Consider the following 17,740-nt stretch of genomic DNA (forward strand, 5'->3'; position numbering starts at 1 on the left):
GTCAGAACCGCCAGCGGGTGAGGGCGACCAGCTCTTCGGCGCTCGCGGCGGCGTACCGCTCGGCCTCCGCGTGGCGCACGGTGAGCAGCGCGTCGTGCAGCTCGACGCCCATGGCGTCGGCGAGCACCTTCGAGGCGGCGAGATGGCCGGCGGCTTCGGACGGGGTGGTCGGCAGGCGGCGCACCTCCGACATCCTGTGGGCTTCGGCGTCGAAAGTCGCGGGGTCGCCGACGATCTCGGGCGGAAGACGCAACTGTTCGGCGACACCGGCGAGCCCGGCGGCGAGCACCGCCCCGACGATCAGGTACGGATTGCCGGTCGCGTCGAGACACTTGATCTCGGCGTTGGCCGCCCACGACTCGGTGCCGCGCACCCCGGTGACGAAGCGCAGCGCGGCCTCCCTGGTCTCGTGGCCCCAGCACTGCCAGACCCCCGCCCAGCGCGACGGCTCGGACCGCAGGAAGCTGGCCGGATTGCCCGCTCCGACCGCGACCAGCGCGGGCAGTTCCCGCAGCACCCCGGCCAGGAACGCCTCGCCGGACGGCCGCATGCCGTGCGGACCGTCGCCGCCGGCGAACAACGGTCCCTCCGCGTCGGCCACCGACAGGTGCAGATGCGCTCCGGAACCGGCTCCTCCCGGTTCGATGCACGGGGCCAGCAGCGCACGCCAGCCGTGCCGCGCGCTCACCTGCCGGATCGTGTGCCGCACCAGCACCGCCTGGTCGGCGGCCGTGACCGGTTCGGACGGTTCGACGGACAACTCCAATTGCGCGAGCGCGTATTCCGGATGGAACTGCGCCACGGTGACGCCCTGCCGCTCGAGCGCCGCGACCAGGTCGGCGGCGTAGTCGGCCACCTGTCCGAGCCGCACCAGGCCGTAGGCGGGGCCGTCGATCGCGGGTGTGAAACCGTCGGCGTCGTCGGCGCGGCCCACCGCCCATTCGGTCTCGAACGCCATGGACAACCGCAGCCCTGCCGCCCGCGCCGCCGCCGTCTGCCGGGCCGCGAAGTGGCGCTGGCAGGCGGCGAATCGGGTGCCGTCCTGGTTGTACTTGTCCGTGGGCGCCCACGCCCAGCCGGGTTGGCAGGCCAGTTCGGTGAGCATGCTCAGATCGGGGACGAGCCGCAGATCGCCGTCGGGCCCGCCGAGATAGCGCCCGATCGCCATCAGGTCGTCGAAGGCGAAGGTCTCGAAGCACGGCGACACCCCGACGCCGTACCGGGACGCCGGATCGAGCCGCTGCCTGGGGACGGCTTTGACGCGCGTGATGCCCGCGTTGTCCACGAAGCTCAGCGCGACCATGGACGCGTCCAGCCGCTCGATCGGCGCGGGGTCGCCCTCGGCGGGGATGCGATCCGGCGTGGTGGCCATGCCCATCACGATATCGGCCCTGGCGCACCGGGAGCCGCCGCGGCGCTACTGCGCGACCAACGCGGCGGTGATCTCCTCGCAGGCCGGGATCGAACTGCTCGCGCCCAACCGGGTAGTCGCCAGCGCTCCGGCGGCGCAAGCCCAGGTCAAAGCCCATTCCGGACCCCGATGCCAGGCCGTGGCCAGCGCGCCGGTGAAGGCGTCGCCCGCGCCGGTGGTGTCGACGACATCCACCCGCGGACTGGGCCGGGACAGGCGGACGCCGCCGGGCCCGCGATAGTCCGCGCCCGCCGCCCCCCGGGTCACCACCAGGTGCGCGACGGCGTCCAGGTCCGCGCCCAGCCGCTCGGCCTCGCCCGAATTCACCACGGCCACATCGATATTCGCCCACAGTTCGGCGGGCAGCGGACGGGCAGGCGAGGGGTTCACCAGCACGGTGGTGTCGTTCGCGCGGGCGTGGCCGGCGGCGGTGGTCACCGTCTCGATCGGAATCTCCAACTGGCACAACAGGATATCGGCGTCCGCTATAGCGGCCATGTCGTCCTCGGTCAGCTCGGTCATCCGCGCGTTGGCGCCTCCGACGACGATGATGCTGTTCTCGCCGTCGTCGTCCACGACGATCGTGGCGATGCCGCTCGGCCCGGCGACGGTGCGCAGCAGATCGGTGCGCACCGCGGCGTCCGTGAGCGCGCCGCGCAGTTCACCGGCGAAGACGTCGTCGCCGACCGCTCCGAGGAAGCGGACCTCGCCGCCCGCGCGCTGGGCCGCGATGGCCTGATTGGCGCCTTTCCCGCCGGGCACCATGGCGAAGCCGCCGCCGAGGACGGTCTCGCCGGGGACCGGTCTGCGTGCGGTCGTGGTGATCAGATCCATGTTGATGCTGCCGAGCACCACGATCGCGGGAGCGTCCGATTCGGCCGTCATATCGCCGGACGGTAGTCGCCGTGGCCGCGTCGCGCACGCGTAGCAGCGGGTGGGATCGGCGGTGTACCCGGTGCGTAGGCTGTACCCATGACGGTAGGAACGACCACCCAGCCCGATGTCCGCGAGGTGGTGCACGAGGCCGCGCGCAAGGCCAGGGTCGCGTCGCGGGCGCTCGCCCAGCTGACGACCGCGCAGAAGAACGAGGCCCTGCACGCCGCCGCCGACGCACTGCTGGCCGCCGCCGACCGGGTGCTGGCCGCCAACGCCGAGGACATCGCCGCGGCGCAGGCCGCGGGCACCGAGGAATCGCTGCTGGACCGGCTGCGGCTGACCAAGCCGCGCATCGACGGCATCGCCTCCGGTCTGCGTCAGGTCGCGGGGCTGCCCGATCCGGTCGGTGTGGTGGTGCGCGGCTCGACCTTGCCGAACGGTCTGGAGATCCGTCAGGTGCGCGTGCCGCTCGGCGTGGTGGGCATGGTGTACGAGGCGAGGCCGAACGTCACCGTCGACGCGTTCGGGCTCGCGCTCAAATCCGGTAACGCCGCCCTGCTGCGCGGCTCGTCCTCGGCGGCCCGGTCCAATGCCGCGCTCGTCGCGGTGCTGCGTGAATCGCTTGCGGCGCAGGGCATCCCGGCCGACGCAGTGCAGCTGCTGCCGAGTGAGGACCGTTCCAGCGTCACCCATCTGATCCAGGCGCGCGGCCTGGTCGACGTGGTCATTCCGCGCGGCGGCGCCGGGTTGATCAACGCGGTGGTACGCGACGCGCAGGTGCCCACCATCGAGACCGGCACCGGCAACTGCCACGTCTACGTGCACGCCGCCGCGGACCTGGACATGGCCGAGCGGATCCTGATCAACGCCAAGACCCGCCGTCCCAGCGTGTGCAACGCGGCCGAGACCGTGCTGATCGACGCGGGCATCGCGGACACGGCGCTGCCCCGGCTCACCGCGGCGCTGGAACGTTCCGGCGTCACCATCCACGGTGACCTGCCCGGCCAGGTTCCTGCCACCGACGCCGACTGGGGCGAGGAGTACCTCACCCTGGACATCGCGCTGAAAGTGGTCGACGGCCTGGACGCGGCGGTGGAGCACATCAACACCTGGGGCACCGGCCACACCGAGGCCATCGTCACCGGCGACCTCGCCGCGGCCCGCGAATTCACCAGCCGGGTGGACGCCGCCGCGGTGATGGTGAACGCCTCCACCGCGTTCACCGACGGCGAGCAGTTCGGCTTCGGCGCCGAGATCGGGATCTCCACCCAGAAGCTGCACGCTCGCGGGCCGATGGCCCTGCCGGAGCTGACCTCCACGAAGTGGATCGTCTGGGGCGAAGGGCAGATCCGGCCCGTCTGACCCGCGTGCGTGGCCGCGGCCGATGCCGAGTCGGCGTCGGCGGCGCGCTGCCGTAGCGTGGGGGATGGTTCGGAAGGAAGGTGCCGGGTGGTGTCGGAGAGCGCAGTACAGGAGCCGATCTTCACGTCGGTGGACGATGTGATCGAACGGTTGGCGAGCACGGGCTACCTGGCGGACAAGGCCACCGCCACCTCGGTGTTCCTCGCCGATCGCCTGGGCAAGCCGTTGCTGATCGAAGGGCCGGCGGGTGTGGGCAAGACCGAGCTGGCGCGCGCGGTCGCGCAGACCTCGGGCGCCGAGCTGGTGCGGCTGCAGTGCTACGAGGGCGTCGACGAGGCCCGCGCGCTGTACGAGTGGAACCACGCCAAGCAGATCCTGCGCATCCAGGCATCCAGCGAGAACGACTGGGAAGAGACGAAGGCCGACGTCTTCACCGAGGAGTTCCTGCTGTCGCGCCCGCTGCTGACCGCGATCCGGCGTTCCGATCCCACGGTGCTGCTGATCGACGAGACCGACAAGGCCGACGTCGAGATCGAGGGCCTGCTGCTCGAGGTGCTCAGCGACTTCGCGGTGACGGTGCCGGAACTGGGCACGATCACCGCGAGCCGTAAACCGTTCGTCGTGCTCACCTCGAACGCCACCCGCGAGCTGTCCGAGGCGCTCAAGCGCCGCTGCCTGTACCTGCACCTGGATTTCCCGGACGAGGAGCTGGAGCGGCGCATCCTGGCCAGCCGGGTGCCCGAACTGTCGGCGGCGGTCGCGGCGCAGCTGGTGCGGATCGTGCACGTGCTGCGCGGCATGCAGTTGAAGAAGCTGCCCTCGGTCGCGGAGTCGATCGACTGGGGCCGCACGCTGCTGGCGCTCGGCCTGCGCGACCTGGACGACACCACCGTCCGGGCCACGCTCGGCGTGGTCCTCAAACACCAGAGCGACCATCAGCGCGCGCTGGCCGAACTGAAGCTGGCCTGAGTCATGGCGACCGGTCCGGTCCCCGCCGATGTCGCGGCGCTGAGCGCGCCGCACGGCATTCCGGGGCATCTGGTCGGATTCGTGGAGGCGCTGCGGGCGCGCGGGATACCGGTCGGACCTTCGGAGACGGTGGACGCGGGCCGTGTGGTGACCGTGCTCGACCTGATGGACCGTGAGGTCCTGCGCGAGGGATTGGCGTGCGCGTTGCTGCGGCGCACCACCCACCGCGCGACCTTCGACGGGCTGTTCGACCTGTGGTTCCCCGTCGCCGTCGGGCAACGCGCCGCGGACCAGGACGAGCTCGAGATCCCGCAGACGCCCTCGGGGGACGTGGACATCCCGGCGCTGCGCGAACTGCTCGCGGAACTGCTGGCGCAGGAGTCGGCCACCCCGCAGCTCGAGGCGCTGGCCGCGCAGCTGGTCGAACAGCTCGGCCAGTATCAATCCGCCCGCGGTCCGTCCTTCTCGTCGTATCAGGCGCTGAAAGAGGTGCAGCCGCAGACCTTGCTGGCGAAGATTCTCGCCGGCATGGCACTCGGGCCGGACGCGAGCGAGTTCGACGCCGAGATCGCCCGCCGCGCCGCCCGGCAGCGCATCGCCGGTTTCCGTGCGACCGTGGAGGCCGAGACCAGGCGGCGGGTCGCCGAACGGATCGGCCGCGAGCGCGTGGCGAGCTACGGCGTCGCCCGGCAGGCCGAGGAGGTCGACTTCCTGCGCGCCTCCGAAGCCGAACTCGGCGAACTCAAACGCAGTACCCAGCGGTTGGCCCGGATCCTGGCCGCGCGGCTTGCCGCCCGCCGCAGGCATGCCCGCCGCGGTGCCATCGACCTGCGCCGCACGCTGCGCGCGTCGATGTCGACGGGTGGCGTGCCCATCGATCTGGTGAACCGCAAGCCGCGGCCGGGCCGTCCCGAGCTGGTGCTGCTGTGCGACGTCTCCGGCTCGGTCGCCGGTTTCAGCAACTTCACGCTGTTGCTGGTGAGCGCGCTGCGCGAGCAGTTCTCCCGGGTGCGCATCTTCGCGTTCGTCGACCAGATCGACGAGGTGACCCGGTTCTTCGACCCGCACACCCAGCTGGACCGGGCGATGGCCCGGATCTTCGGTGAGGCGAACGTCGTCGGCCTGGACGGGCACTCCGACTACGGCAACGCGCTGGCCGGGTTCGCCAGGGACTTCCCGGACGCCGTCACCAGCCGCAGCTCGCTGCTCATCCTCGGCGACGCACGCACGAACTACCGTGACCCCGAGCTGGACACCTTGCGGTCGCTGGTCGAGGTGGCCAAACACGCGCACTGGCTGAATCCGGAACCGCGCAACCAGTGGGGTTCCGGCGATTCCGCGGCGGACAAGTACCGCGACGTGATCGAGATGCACGAATGTCGTTCGGCCAAACAGCTCACCGCGGTGGTCTCGCGGCTGCTGCCGGTGTAGGAAGGCGGCATGGACGATGCCGCGCTGCTGAGCTACTGCCTGGCCAAGCCGGGCGCCTGGCAGGACGAACCGTGGGAGGGCGACGTCGTCGCCAAGGTCGGCGACAAGATCTTCGCGTTTCTCGGCGCGACGTCGGTCGGACTCAAATGCGGGCGGACCCGCGAGGAGGCCGACGAACTGGTCCGGGTGTATCCCGAGGACGTGTCGGCGTCGGCCTACATCGGGCGCTACGGCTGGAACGTCATCCGGTTCGGCGGCGCGGTCTCGGATAACGAACTGTACGAGCTGGTGGATATCTCCTACGAGGCGGTCGTGAGCAAGCTGCCGAAGAGCAAGCGCCCGACCGCTTGAAAAGCGTTCGTTAAGCGGATCTTTGGCGTACGCCGAAAAGATCGGCGGCCATGAACTATTCGTTCCCAGTCGATTCGCGCGCCCCGCTGATGATCCACCGCCCGCTGAGCGCGGGCGATCGTGCCTGCGGCGGCTTCCTCGGCCAACGCGCCGCCGCCCGCGGCGTAGAGACGGAGTGAGCATGGACTCCGCCGAGATCGGCGCGGCACTGGCACAGATCGGCGCGCTGCCGCACGGCCGGACGCGGACCGAGCGACTGGAGACCCTCGCCGCGGCCGCGCGAATCGGAACGAATCGCGCGCTGGAAGGCAGGGTGTTGCTGGAACTGGCGCAGTCCTACATCTCTGCGGGCGAATCCGACCTGGTGCCCGGCGCCTATGGCAGGTTGCTTCGGATCTACGACGATCACCCCGCCGAGCTGGGCTCGATGACACATTCGGTGCACTGGTACCTGAAACGGGTGACTCGGGGCATGATCGACAACCCCGCGATACCGCTGTCCACGATCGATCGCTGGTTCGGTGAACTGGACAGCCGCTATCGGCAGCGCGGCTACAGCCCGCGTCCGGTGCTGGCGCTGCGCTCCGAACTCAGCCGCGCGATCGGGGACGGCGCGGCCGCCGCCGCGTGGCTGGACCGGGCGATGACCGCTCCGCGCGACAACATGTCCGACTGCGAAGTGTGTGAGCGCGGCGAATGGGGCGTGACGAGCGTGTCGCGCGGCGACGACGAGGGCGGGCTCGCACAGTGGAAACCCGTGCTGGACGGCGAGCGAACCTGTGCCGACGAGCCGCACCGCGTGCTGGCGCGCGCATTGCTCCCGCTGGTGCGCACCGGCCGCGTCGCGGCGGCCCGCGGCGCGCACCTATCCGGATATCCGCTGGTCCGCCACACCGCCGAGCTACGTCCGTCGGTGGCGCTGCACCTGGAATTCTGTGCGCTGACCGGCAACGAGGCACGGGGGCTGGAAATCCTCACCGAGCACGCGAGCGCGCTGGCCGATCCCGGCGCGGTCGTGGGTGCGCGCCTGGCGTTCGCCACCGGGGTGTGCGTGCTGCTGCGCAGGCTGGTGACGCTGCGGCTGGGTGATCTTCCGCTGGCGGAAGGGACGGTGGAATCGGTGCGCGCCCGGCTGGAGGTGCAGATCGGCGCGCTGTGCGCCCGCTACGACGCCCGCAACGGCACCAGCGCGGTCAGCCTGCGCACCGCGGCCCGGCTCGCCGCCGAACCGCTGGTGGATCGGTTGCCGCTCGGTTTACGCAGCACACTGCCGCGCGCGGGGAGCCGGCCGGACAGCGTTTCGGTGGCCGACGACTTCTCCGGTGACCGGGCCGCGGAGGTGCGCAGGCTGGGCGAACTCGGCGCCGCCCGGCTCGCCGATACGCCCGACGAGGCCGAAGCGCACCTGCGCGAAGCGCTGGCGCTCGGCGCACCGGTGCTGGCGGCGGAGGAGGCCGCCCGGTTGGGCGCCCAGCTGGTCATCGCCATCGCGAGCCAGCCCGACCGGGAACTCGATCTCGCCGACGCCGCGGTGCGCGCCGCGGCGCGCTGGGAGGGGCTGTCGGAACCGGACGCGCTGCATCACACCCTGGTCGCCGCACGCGCGTTCCATCGCGCCGGGCGGCACGGCGAGGCCGCGGCCCTGTTCGAACAGGCGCTGCGCAGCGATGCGATTCCGTATCCGTCCGGTGAACTGGCGGTGGTGCGCGCGCAGTTCGGCCGATCGCTGGACGCACTCGACCGTCATCGCGAGGCCGCGCGGCAGTTCCTCGCCGGGGCGCGACTGGTCGAGCGCGACCCGGAGCGGACGAAGTTGCACGCCGAGCTGGCGTGGGCGGCCGCCACCGCGCTGGAGCGCTGCGGGCAGGACGCCGAGGCGGTGGCGGCCTACCACCGCGCCGCGCGGCTGGGGGGCGGCGCCGAAACCACCGTCTGAGGCGTCGCCGCCGGACCCTCGCGGCGAGCGTAGTGCGGGCGGGTGTCTCCAGTCGGTTCCCGCCCCCGCTCACCGGCCCCGCGCCACCCGTTAAGCTCGGCAGTCATGCACGAGAGAGGTCGGCGCGGCCGCAAGCTCGGGGTGATGGGCGGCACGTTCGACCCCATCCACCACGGGCATCTGGTCGCCGCCAGCGAGGTCGCGCACCGGTTCGACCTGGATGAAGTGATCTTCGTCCCGACCGGACAACCGTGGCAGAAATCGCACAAGCAGGTCAGCCCGGCCGAGGACCGGTACCTGATGACCGTCATCGCGACCGCGTCCAACCCTCGGTTCTCGGTGAGCCGCGCGGACATCGACCGCGGCAAGGTCACCTACACCGTGGACACCCTGCGGGAGATGCGATCGGCCCATCCCGGCGCCGAGCTGTACTTCATCACCGGTGCTGACGCGCTGGCCAGCATCCTGACATGGCAGGATTGGGCAGAACTGTTCGAACTGGCGAAGTTCGTCGGGGTGAGCCGTCCGGGGTACGAGCTGAACATCGATCATCTCGAGGAGCATCTGCGGGATCTCCCGCCGGATGCGGTGACCATGGTCGAGGTCCCCGCGCTGGCGATCTCGTCGAGCGAATGCCGTCGCCGCGCCGCCGAGAACCGGCCGGTGTGGTACCTCGTCCCCGACGGCGTGGTGCAGTACATATCGAAGCGGCACCTGTATGTGCCCGGAGCAGCGGAAGGTAGCTGAGCGTGAGCGAGCGCAGCGAAGGTGCGGGCATGAGCGAGCCGACGATCGACGAAGCCGCGCGTGCGGCCGCGCCGAGCGCCCGGGAGGTGCTGGCATGACCGCGTCGACCGAGTCGGTGGAGATCGCGCAGGTCGCCGCGCTGGCCGCGGACGAGAAGCTGGCGTCCGACGTGGTGGTGCTCGACGTGTCGGAGCAACTGGTGATCACCGACTGCTTCGTGATCGCGTCCGCGCCCAACGAGCGTCAGGTCAACGCCATCGTCGACAACGTGGAGGAGAAGCTCCGCGCGGCCGGGCACAAGCCGGTCCGGCGCGAGGGCACCCGAGAGGGCCGCTGGGCGCTGCTGGACTACGTCGACGTCGTCGTGCACATCCAGCACAACGACGAGCGCAATTTCTATGCGCTGGAACGTCTGTGGAAGGACTGCCCCGTGGTGCCGGTCGAAGGCATCACCGGTGCCGCGCCGGATTCGCGCGCCACGGCGACGGAGGACGAGGCGCGATCGTGAGCAGACATGCCGGCGTGCGCACCCTCATCCTGTTGCGCCACGGGCAAACCGAGTGGAACGCCACCGACCGCATGCAAGGCCAGATCGACACCGATCTCACCGAACTCGGCCGCAGGCAGGCCAAAGAGGCGGCGCGCGAACTCGTTTCGCGCAACGCCATCGCGATCCACTCCTCGGATCTGCGCCGCGCCTTCGACACCGCGACGGCTCTGGCCGAACACACCGGGCTCACCGTCGTGCCGGACGTCAGATTGCGGGAGACCAACCTCGGTGACTGGGAGGGGCTGACCCACCTGGAAGTCGACGCCGACTATCCGGGCGCGCGCATGGCGTGGCGGCTGGACGCGCGCTACACCCCGCCCAACGGCGAGAGCAAACTCGAGGTCGGAGCGCGGTCGCTGCCGGTGGTGCAGGAGTTGCTGGCCGAGCGACAGGACTGGCCGGGCCGGACTATCATCCTGGTGGCGCACGGCGGGCTGATCGCCGCCCTCACGGCCGCGCTGCTCGATCTGCCGCCGCAGAACTGGCCGATCCTCGGAGGACTGGCCAACACCAGCTGGGTGCAGCTCAGCAGCCACGGCCCGAGCATCGAACAGCCCGGCTGGCGTCTGGATGTGTGGAACGCAGCGGCGAAGGTAGCACCGGATGTCCTCTGAAGAGCCGATCAGATCGGTCCCGGACGAACTGTTCCGTAAGGTGTCGGCGCGGCCGGAACGGCAGTTGCCCGACGCGTTGTTCGGCGGTCCGCCACCGGCTTCCCGCGAACCCGAGGCCACCTCCGGCGAAGCTTCCGGCGCGGCAGGCGAATCCGGCGGCGGGTCGGCGTCCGGAGAGGAATCCGACGCGGAGGACGACGGTTCCGGCGATATCGTCACCGAGGTACCGCCCCAGGTGCACGTCGGCGGCGCTCCCTCGCCTGTCGGCATTACGAACGACGTTTCGGTGGCGGATGGTTCCGTGGCAGCGGTGGGGGAAATCGTTGCTACAGGGGCGGATCGGTCTGCGGTAGCGCTCGGCGAATCGGTTGCTCCGGCGGCGGATGGTTCTGTGGCAGAGCTGGCGGAACCGGTTGCTCCGGTGGCGGATCGGTCTGCGGTAGCGCCCGGCGAATCGGTTGCTCCGGCGGCGGATGGTTCCGTGGCAGCGCCGGGGGAATCGGTCATTTGGGCGGCCGACGCGATCGCCGAATCGGCTGCCACAGTGGCGGATCGGTTCCTCGCGGTGTCCGAGGAATCGGTCGCCTCGGTGGCGGACCGGTCGGTGGCAGACGCGATCCCCGCATCGCCAGCGCCGGCCGACCTTGTGTTCGAGTCCGCCACGACGACTCGGTCCGCTGTGACCGGGGAAGCGGGACTCGGTTCGGGCGAGCCTGCTTCCGCTGCCGCGGACCAGCCCGTCGAAACGCGGGAAGCCGCGCGCCCGGTGCTGCTGGTGATCGCCGATTCCCTGGCCTATTTCGGGCCCAAGGGCGGGCTGCCCGCCGACCATCCGCGCATCTGGCCCAATCTCGTTGGGGCCGAGCTGGACTGGGATGTCGAATTGGTCGCCCGGATCGGCTGGACCTGTCGCGACGCCTATTGGGCGCTGATCGGCGATCCCCGGGTATGGGCCGCGGTGCCGCGCGCGGGTGCGGTGGTCTTCGCCGTCGGCGGCATGGACACGCTGCCCTCCCCGCTGCCCACCGCACTGCGCGAACTGATCCGCTATGTGCGCCCGCCCGCTCTGCGCCGCGTCGTCCGCGCCACCTACAACTGGCTGCAACCCAAGCTTTCGAAACTCGGCAGGCCCGTGGCGCTTCCGCCCAAGGTGAGCGTCGACTATCTGGAGCAGTGCCGTACGGCGCTGGCGCAATTGCGGCCCGACCTGCCCGTCGTGGCGGTGCTGCCATCGGTGCACGACTGCGCGGCCTACGGTCGCGTGCACTCCGGCCGGCCTCGGGCGGTCGAGGCGCTGCGCGCTTGGTCCGGCCGGACCTCGGTGCCGCTGGTCGACCTGGGCGAGGCGGTGCGCGACAACATCTTTTCCGGCGAGGCGAACCCCGACGGCATCCACTGGGGCTGGGACGGTCACACGGCGGTGGCCAACGCGATGGTCAAGACCCTGCAGGAGGTCCGGTAGTCCGTGGCAGTCGTGGTCGTCACCGATTCGTCCGCCAGCCTCCCTGCCGAACACCTCGACGAGCTGGATATCGCCGTCGTCCCGCTGCACGTCCTGGTCGGTGACCGGGCGATGCGGGAAGGCGTCGACCCGGTCGAGATCGACTATGCCTCCGACACCGTGACCACTTCGGCCGCATCACCCGGCGAGCTGCGGGAGGTGTACGAGCGGGCCTGGGAGCGAAGCGGCGGGGACGGCGTTGTCGCGGTGCACATTTCCCGCCAGCTGTCGGGCACCTGGGAGGCCGGTCGGCAGGCCGTGCGCGACATGGACGCCGCCCACCGCGTCCGGCTGGTCGACTCGCTCGGGGCCGGGCTGGCCACCGGGCTGCCCGCGCTGGCCGCCGCGCGGCGAGCCAAGACCGGGGCGCCACTGGACGTGGTCTACGACGCGGCCGTCGCCGCCGCCGCGCGCGCCCGCACGTTCATCCTGGTCAATCGCACCGAACAGTTGCGCCGCGGCGGCAGGTTGTCCTCGGCGGCGTCGTTCTTCGGCAGCGAGCTGGTCACCAAGCCGCTGCTGCACATCGTCGAGGGCCGGTTGGAGTTGCGGGAGAAAGTCAGGACGCGTTCCAAGGCGTACGCGAAACTCGTCGCCGCGGCGGTCGACGCGGCCGGCGAGGACGGCGCCGCGGTGGCCGTGCAGCATCTTGGCGCCGAGGACGCGGCACAGACCATCGCGGGTCAGTTACGCGAACTCGTTCCCGGCCTGGAAGAACTGGTCGTCGCCGAGTTCGGGCCCGCGCTGGCGGTGCACCTGGGGTTGGGGGCGCTCGGCGTGCTCGTCGTCCCCGGCGGGTGTCACTGATCAGGCGAGAGTTCCAGGCCGCCAATGATCTCGGTGATCCGAATGCGGGTGTGTCGCCCGGCGTACGGCTAGCGTCGGAGCATGAGTTCCGCGCAGCCACCGGTCCGCACGCCGCTCACCGTCACCTCGGTGGACTGGGACCATCCCGACGCGGTGACGTTGCGCGCGGAGATGGCCGCCGAGGTCGGGCCGCGTTACGCGCATCTGGCCAGGCAGCTGCCCACGAATCCCAACGCGGTGGATCCGGCCACTGTGCACAGCACTTTCGTAGCGTATTCGGACGGCCCGGTCGGCCATGCCGCGCTGCGGTGGAACGGGGAGGAACTCGAGGTCAAGCGCATGTTCGTCCGTCCCGCGCACCGCGGTTCGGGCGCAGCGGTCCTGCTGCTCACCGCCGCCGAGGACGCCGCCCGCGCGGCCGGACGCCCCCGCCTGATCCTGCAAACCGGTCACCTGCAACCGGAGGCCGTCCGCTTCTACGAACGCAGCGGTTACCACCGAATCCCGATCTTCGCGCCGTACGAGGTACTGCCGTTGTCGAACTGCTTCGCCAAGGATCTGGGCTGAGGCGCGTCGCCGGACGCTCCGCCGCGACATCATCGGGGTGAACCGCCGAATGCTGCTGTGCGCATAGCTGTCGACTGCCCGGTTTCCGCTTCGGCGAGGCTCTTCTGTGAAGAGTAACGGCGTGTCCCTGGCAGGGCGCCACGCTCCGGTGCGAATTGTGCACAGGGCGGCGGTTGTCAACAGATTCGTCGAACGCGCTGGTCGGGCCGATCTTTCCGGTGCGGTCCCGCACTACCGTCGCGGCCATGTCACGACAGGACGAACGCGAGCGGGTACGAAGGCGATTGGGTGAGCTGACCGCCCGGGTCGGCGCGAGCATGACGGCCGGGGCGGGCGGGCCGGAAACGGAGCACGGACCGTCTGGGCGGGAGACCACACCGTCTCCGCGTGGCGTCCCCGTGGGAGCGACCGGACAGCGCGATAGCCCCAGCCTCGCGGCCCCAGTCCAGGCGGCGGACACCTCACGCGATGAAAAGGTCTCGTCTCCAGGGGGAATCGGGTGGCAGGCCAGCCCAACTCCGCCTGACGTTCGTTTCGCTCGCGCGGCTGGCGAGACGCAGCTCGCACCCGATGTCGGAACGGTGGTGGATTCCCGCACAACCGCATTCGAGGACGATGACCGCCGGTCGGGGACGATTGGTCACGCCTCCGATACTGCTGTGGCGGCGGGTCAAGCACCGCCCGGACCACGTTCGAGCACGGCGGGGAAATGGGATCTCGTGCGGTTGCCCAGTCATCCGGCGCCGGGCCCGCAAGCCGAGGACGATGTCGGTCGCGTCCGGTCGCCCGGCTGGCTGGAGGATTCGGCGCCCGCAGCGAATCGGCTGCACCGCCTCGTGCCGGAACGATTCCGGGGTGCCCGGCTCGATCCGGGTCGTCGCGGGGTCCGTACGCTCGCGTTCGCTGGCATCGCCGCGATGGTTGTCGCCGGTGTGGTCGTGTTCCGCGAGCGCCCGGTCACGCATCCGGTGCCGCCGTTGCCGGTCGGGCAGAGCGTCACCTTGGCGACCACCGGCGCTGCCGCCCCGACGACTGCGGCCGGGGCGCAACCGGGGCGAGTCGATCCCGCTCCGCCGACGGCCGAGCTGGTCGTCAGTGTGGTCGGCTTGGTCCACCGCACCGGTTTGGTTCGGCTCCCCGAAGGTGCGCGTGTCGCCGACGCGCTCGCCGCCGCAGGCGGCCCGAGCGAGGGCGCGGACACCACCGGCCTGAATTTGGCGCAGCGGTTGTCGGATGGCGACCAAGTGCTGGTCGGGCCGGTCGTGCCGAGTTCGGGCGCGCCGCAGCACGGCAGTGGCACGATCGGCGCGGGCGGGCGTCCGTCCACCGGGTCCGCCGCCGCGCCGAGCCGTCCCTCGAGCCCGGCGGGCCGGATCGATCTCAACACGGCCTCCGAGGCCGAACTCGATGCTCTTCCCGGTGTCGGCCCGGTCACCGCGCGGGCCATCGTCAGCTGGCGTACGACCAACGGACGTTTCACCTCCGTCGAGCAGCTCGGCGAGGTCGACGGCATCGGCCCCGCCCGCCTGGCCCGGCTGCGTGATCTGGTGCGGGTATGAGTGCCGCGGCGTTGCTCGAACTGCTCCGACGGAAGTCGGGCGCCGATACGCGATCGAAGGCCGGTACAGGCGTCGGAGCCGCTCGAGGTCGTGGGGACGGCGCGGCGCCGGAGGAGCCCGGCGCAGGTGCGGCACTGGACGCTCGCCTGTTGCCCGCCGCCTTGTGCTGTTGGGGCGCGACCATCGTGGCGGTGGCGGCGGGGTGGCGGGCGGGGATCGCGCTGGCGGTCGCGTTGACGGCGATGGCCATCGGATTGTGGATGCTGCTGCTGTGGGCGATCGCGCCCCGCGGCGAACGCAGGCGCGCGGTGGCGATGGTGGCGCTCGCCGCCGTGGTGCTCGGAGCGGGATTCGCGGCCGCGGCCGCATGGCGGGAACATCGCGTGGCGACGCATCCGCTGCGGACGGTGACAGGGCAGTCCCTGCGTGTGGTGGTCATTCCGGCAAGCGACCCGAAACCGTTGCGCACCACAGTGTCCGGTGCGGATCGTCAGTGGATGGTCCGGGCAGATCTGCGCGAGTACCGGCGCGGTGGGGTGACGGTGCGCGCCGGTGGCGCGGTGGTCGTCCTTGCGTCCGGCTCGGAATGGGGCGGCTTGTCGCCGGGAGGGCCGATCGAGTTCCGTGCTCGGGTGGAAAAGCCGCGCCGATCCGACCTCACGGTCGTCACGCTGCATGCGCAGGGCGCGCCCACCTCCGCCGGGCCGCTGCCGTGGTGGCAGCGCGCCGCCGATTCGGTGCGCGCCGACTTCGCGGCATCGGCTGAGCGGGCGCTGCCGCCCGACGCCGCTGGACTGCTACCGGCGCTCGTCGTCGGTGACACCTCGATGCTGCCGGATCAGTTGCGTGACGATTTCAAGGTCGCCGGGCTGCAACACCTGACCGTGGTCAGCGGCGCGAATTTCACCATTTTGCTCTCGGTCGTGTTGTTCGCCGTACGCCTGCTGACGCTCGGGCCGCGGGGCGCGACGGCCGTCGCCGCCGCGGCGCTGCTCATGTTCGTCGTCGTCGCCCGGCCGGACCCGAGCGTGCTGCGCGCCGGTGCGATGGGCGCGATCACCTTGCTGGCCGTGCTCACCGGCCGCCGCAAGCAGGCGCTGCCCGCGCTGTGCGCCGCGATCATCGCGCTGCTGGCCCTGTGGCCGGGACTCGCCGTCGACGCCGGGTTCGCGCTGTCGGTCGTCGCGACGGGTGGTCTGATCCTGCTGGCGCCGAGCTGGGCCGATTGGCTGCGGGCCAGGGGATGGTGGCGGGTGCCCGCCGAGACGGTGGCCGTGTCCGCGGGGGCCTTCGTGGTCACGACGCCGATCATGATCGCGCTCACCGGGCGGCTCAGCTTGGTCGCGGTGCTCGCGAACGTGCTGGTCGCCCCGGTCATCGCACCGATCACCGTCGCGGGGGCCGGTGGGGCGGTGCTGTCGATCCTGTGGTCGCCGCCGGCCGACTCGGTGCTGCGCTGCGCGGTTCCGCCACTGTGGTGGTTGCTGTGGGTGGCCCGTCACGCGGCCGCCCTGCCCGGCGCGTCCCTCGCGGTCCCGGGCGGACCGGCGGGCGGGCTGGTCGCGGGTGCCGTCGTGGTCGGCGTGATCGTGGCATTGCGTGCGCGTGCCGCGCGGCGAATCGCCGCCGCGGTCGTGGTCGGGGTGGCGGTGGTCCTGGTTCCGGTACGGCTCTGGCATCCAGGCTGGCCGCCCACCGGCTGGGTCCTCGCGGCGTGCGATGTGGGGCAGGGTGATGGTCTCGCGCTGTCGGTCGGTCCCGGCGCCGCCGTGGTCATCGATGTCGGGCCGAATCCACGTCCGATCCGCACCTGCCTGGATCGGTTGCGCGTTTCGCGAATCCCCCTGCTGATCCTCACCCATCCGCACGCCGACCACATCGACGGGCTCAGCGGCGCGCTGCACGACCGCGCGGTCGACGCGATCGCCGTCGGCATCCACGAACTCGAGGCACTCGCACCGCGGGCTCCATCCGGAGGCGGTGCTCCCGAAGCCGCGCTGGGGTGCGTTCCCGTGCCGACAGCCGCCCCGGCCGCGCATCCCGACGGCTTCACCGGTGCCGCCAAAGGCCATGCGAGCAGCGACCCAGCTTCTCTACCGGAGTGGCGAGGCGCGAATGGCCGTTCGGCGGGTGGTGCCGATCATCCTGGCCGGGTACCGCGACATGCGCCCGGCTGTCGTCCCGGCGAAGACGGGATCGGAAGGCAAGAGCGTTCGGGTGACGCGCGCGCCCCTGGCTCGGGTCTCGCGCAGGTCGCGACCATCGCCAGGAGCGCGGGAGTGCCGCTGCTGGAATTGTCGGCCGGACACGTTCTGAGTTTCGGGTCGATCGAACTCCAGGTGCTCGCGCCAGGCCGGAACGGTCCGCGACCGGTCCCCGGCGCCGAAACCGAGGACGCCAACAACCGGTCGGTGGTCGTCACCGCCCGCACACCCGCGGGCAGGATCCTGCTCACCGGGGATATCGAAGCCTCCGCGCAGCGGGCTCTGATGCATGCCGGGATTCCCATCCAGGCGGAGATCCTCAAACTTCCGCACCATGGATCACGCACCACCACAAGGGAATTCCTCGACGCGGTGCGCCCGCGGCTGGTGCTGGTCAGCGTCGGCGCGGGCAACGCCTTCGGGCATCCGGCCCCCGCTGTCCTCGCCGACCTGTCCGCCCTCGGCGCGACGGTGGTCCGAACCGACCAGGAAGGCGACATCGTGGTCTCGGGCGGCGGAGGGCAGCTGCGCATGACGAGTTCTCGATGAGCGGCGGACGCCCGGATCGCAGGCGTGATTCGCTCACGTGCACCGCACCGGAACGGCTCGCCACTGGCGCGATGGCGGCAGCCCCGCGATCGGCCACCGTGAAGGAGGCCCGCGTCACCTCGCAGTACTCCGCGATGGGGTGCGCTCGCCCGGCGCCGGGGTGTAGCAGCGCGGGATCTCTTCGGTGCCGGGTCGAGCAGATGAGCTGGCACCCGCCGAGGTTCGCCCTCATCAGGATGCTAGGACAGCCACGATCGCCGATTCGTCTCGCGTGCCGCGACTACCCGTGGCGGGGTGAGGTGTCGG

At 71.2% G+C, this 17,740-nt stretch carries 16 protein-coding genes; 14 read left to right on the plus strand and 2 right to left on the minus strand.

The window, feature by feature from the left end; genetic code table 11:
- Position 1 precedes the first annotated feature (1 nt).
- Complete coding sequence (locus ACH49X_RS14710) at positions 2-1,372, minus strand: glutamine synthetase family protein (protein ID WP_195077566.1); 1,371 nt, start codon at positions 1,370-1,372, stop codon at positions 2-4.
- Between the two features lie 45 nt (positions 1,373-1,417).
- Positions 1,418-2,296, minus strand: a complete 879-nt coding sequence (locus tag ACH49X_RS14715) for a ribokinase (protein ID WP_357205122.1) — start codon at positions 2,294-2,296, stop codon at positions 1,418-1,420.
- Positions 2,297-2,383: 87 nt separating this feature from the next.
- Between ACH49X_RS14715 and ACH49X_RS14720 the strand changes: the two genes are divergently transcribed.
- The 14 genes from ACH49X_RS14720 to ACH49X_RS14785 all read left to right on the plus strand — a co-directional run bounded on the left by ACH49X_RS14720 (position 2,384) and on the right by ACH49X_RS14785 (position 17,434).
- Positions 2,384-3,649 (plus strand): glutamate-5-semialdehyde dehydrogenase, encoded by a 1,266-nt coding sequence (locus tag ACH49X_RS14720; protein ID WP_195077568.1) that lies wholly within the window; start codon positions 2,384-2,386, stop codon positions 3,647-3,649.
- An 87-nt stretch (positions 3,650-3,736) separates the two neighbouring features.
- Complete coding sequence (locus ACH49X_RS14725) at positions 3,737-4,618, plus strand: MoxR family ATPase (protein ID WP_157112116.1); 882 nt, start codon at positions 3,737-3,739, stop codon at positions 4,616-4,618.
- Positions 4,619-4,621: 3 nt separating this feature from the next.
- On the plus strand, positions 4,622-6,049 hold the full coding sequence (locus ACH49X_RS14730) for a VWA domain-containing protein (protein WP_195077569.1): 1,428 nt from the start codon (positions 4,622-4,624) through the stop codon (positions 6,047-6,049).
- 9 nt (positions 6,050-6,058) lie between these two features.
- Complete coding sequence (locus ACH49X_RS14735; RefSeq protein ID WP_195077570.1) at positions 6,059-6,400, plus strand: MmcQ/YjbR family DNA-binding protein; 342 nt, start codon at positions 6,059-6,061, stop codon at positions 6,398-6,400.
- 50 nt (positions 6,401-6,450) lie between these two features.
- A complete protein-coding gene (locus tag ACH49X_RS14740; protein ID WP_323123913.1) occupies positions 6,451-6,579 on the plus strand; it encodes a hypothetical protein in 129 nt (42 codons plus the stop codon).
- Between the two features lie 2 nt (positions 6,580-6,581).
- Complete coding sequence (locus ACH49X_RS14745) at positions 6,582-8,336, plus strand: hypothetical protein (RefSeq protein WP_357205125.1); 1,755 nt, start codon at positions 6,582-6,584, stop codon at positions 8,334-8,336.
- 105 nt (positions 8,337-8,441) lie between these two features.
- The gene (gene nadD, locus ACH49X_RS14750; protein WP_084823829.1) at positions 8,442-9,083 is read left to right on the plus strand and encodes a nicotinate-nucleotide adenylyltransferase; all 642 of its coding nucleotides are present in this window, start codon (positions 8,442-8,444) and stop codon (positions 9,081-9,083) included.
- Between the two features lie 94 nt (positions 9,084-9,177).
- Positions 9,178-9,591, plus strand: coding sequence for a ribosome silencing factor (rsfS, locus tag ACH49X_RS14755; protein WP_195077572.1), 414 nt, complete (start codon positions 9,178-9,180; stop codon positions 9,589-9,591).
- Positions 9,585-10,247 carry a histidine phosphatase family protein gene (locus ACH49X_RS14760; RefSeq protein WP_067810516.1) on the plus strand — a complete coding sequence of 221 codons (663 nt, stop codon included), beginning with the start codon at positions 9,585-9,587 and terminating at the stop codon, positions 10,245-10,247. The genes rsfS and ACH49X_RS14760 overlap by 7 nt, the downstream gene beginning before the upstream one ends.
- A 766-nt stretch (positions 10,248-11,013) precedes the next feature.
- On the plus strand, positions 11,014-11,709 hold the full coding sequence (gene octT, locus ACH49X_RS14765; RefSeq protein WP_195077919.1) for a diglucosylglycerate octanoyltransferase: 696 nt from the start codon (positions 11,014-11,016) through the stop codon (positions 11,707-11,709).
- 3 nt (positions 11,710-11,712) lie between these two features.
- Positions 11,713-12,555 (plus strand): DegV family protein, encoded by an 843-nt coding sequence (locus ACH49X_RS14770; RefSeq protein ID WP_195077573.1) that lies wholly within the window; start codon positions 11,713-11,715, stop codon positions 12,553-12,555.
- An 81-nt stretch (positions 12,556-12,636) separates the two neighbouring features.
- Positions 12,637-13,122: a GNAT family N-acetyltransferase gene (locus ACH49X_RS14775; RefSeq protein WP_195077574.1), complete on the plus strand. Its 486-nt coding sequence runs from the start codon at positions 12,637-12,639 to the stop codon at positions 13,120-13,122.
- A 917-nt stretch (positions 13,123-14,039) separates the two neighbouring features.
- On the plus strand, positions 14,040-14,681 hold the full coding sequence (locus ACH49X_RS14780) for a ComEA family DNA-binding protein (RefSeq protein ID WP_397069938.1): 642 nt from the start codon (positions 14,040-14,042) through the stop codon (positions 14,679-14,681).
- Positions 14,682-14,830: 149 nt separating this feature from the next.
- Positions 14,831-17,434: a ComEC/Rec2 family competence protein gene (locus ACH49X_RS14785; protein ID WP_357205128.1), complete on the plus strand. Its 2,604-nt coding sequence runs from the start codon at positions 14,831-14,833 to the stop codon at positions 17,432-17,434.
- Positions 17,435-17,740: the final 306 nt, after the last annotated feature.

It is taken from the genome of Nocardia sp. NPDC019323 (assembly GCF_044389845.1).
Classification (GTDB): domain Bacteria; phylum Actinomycetota; class Actinomycetes; order Mycobacteriales; family Mycobacteriaceae; genus Nocardia; species Nocardia implantans.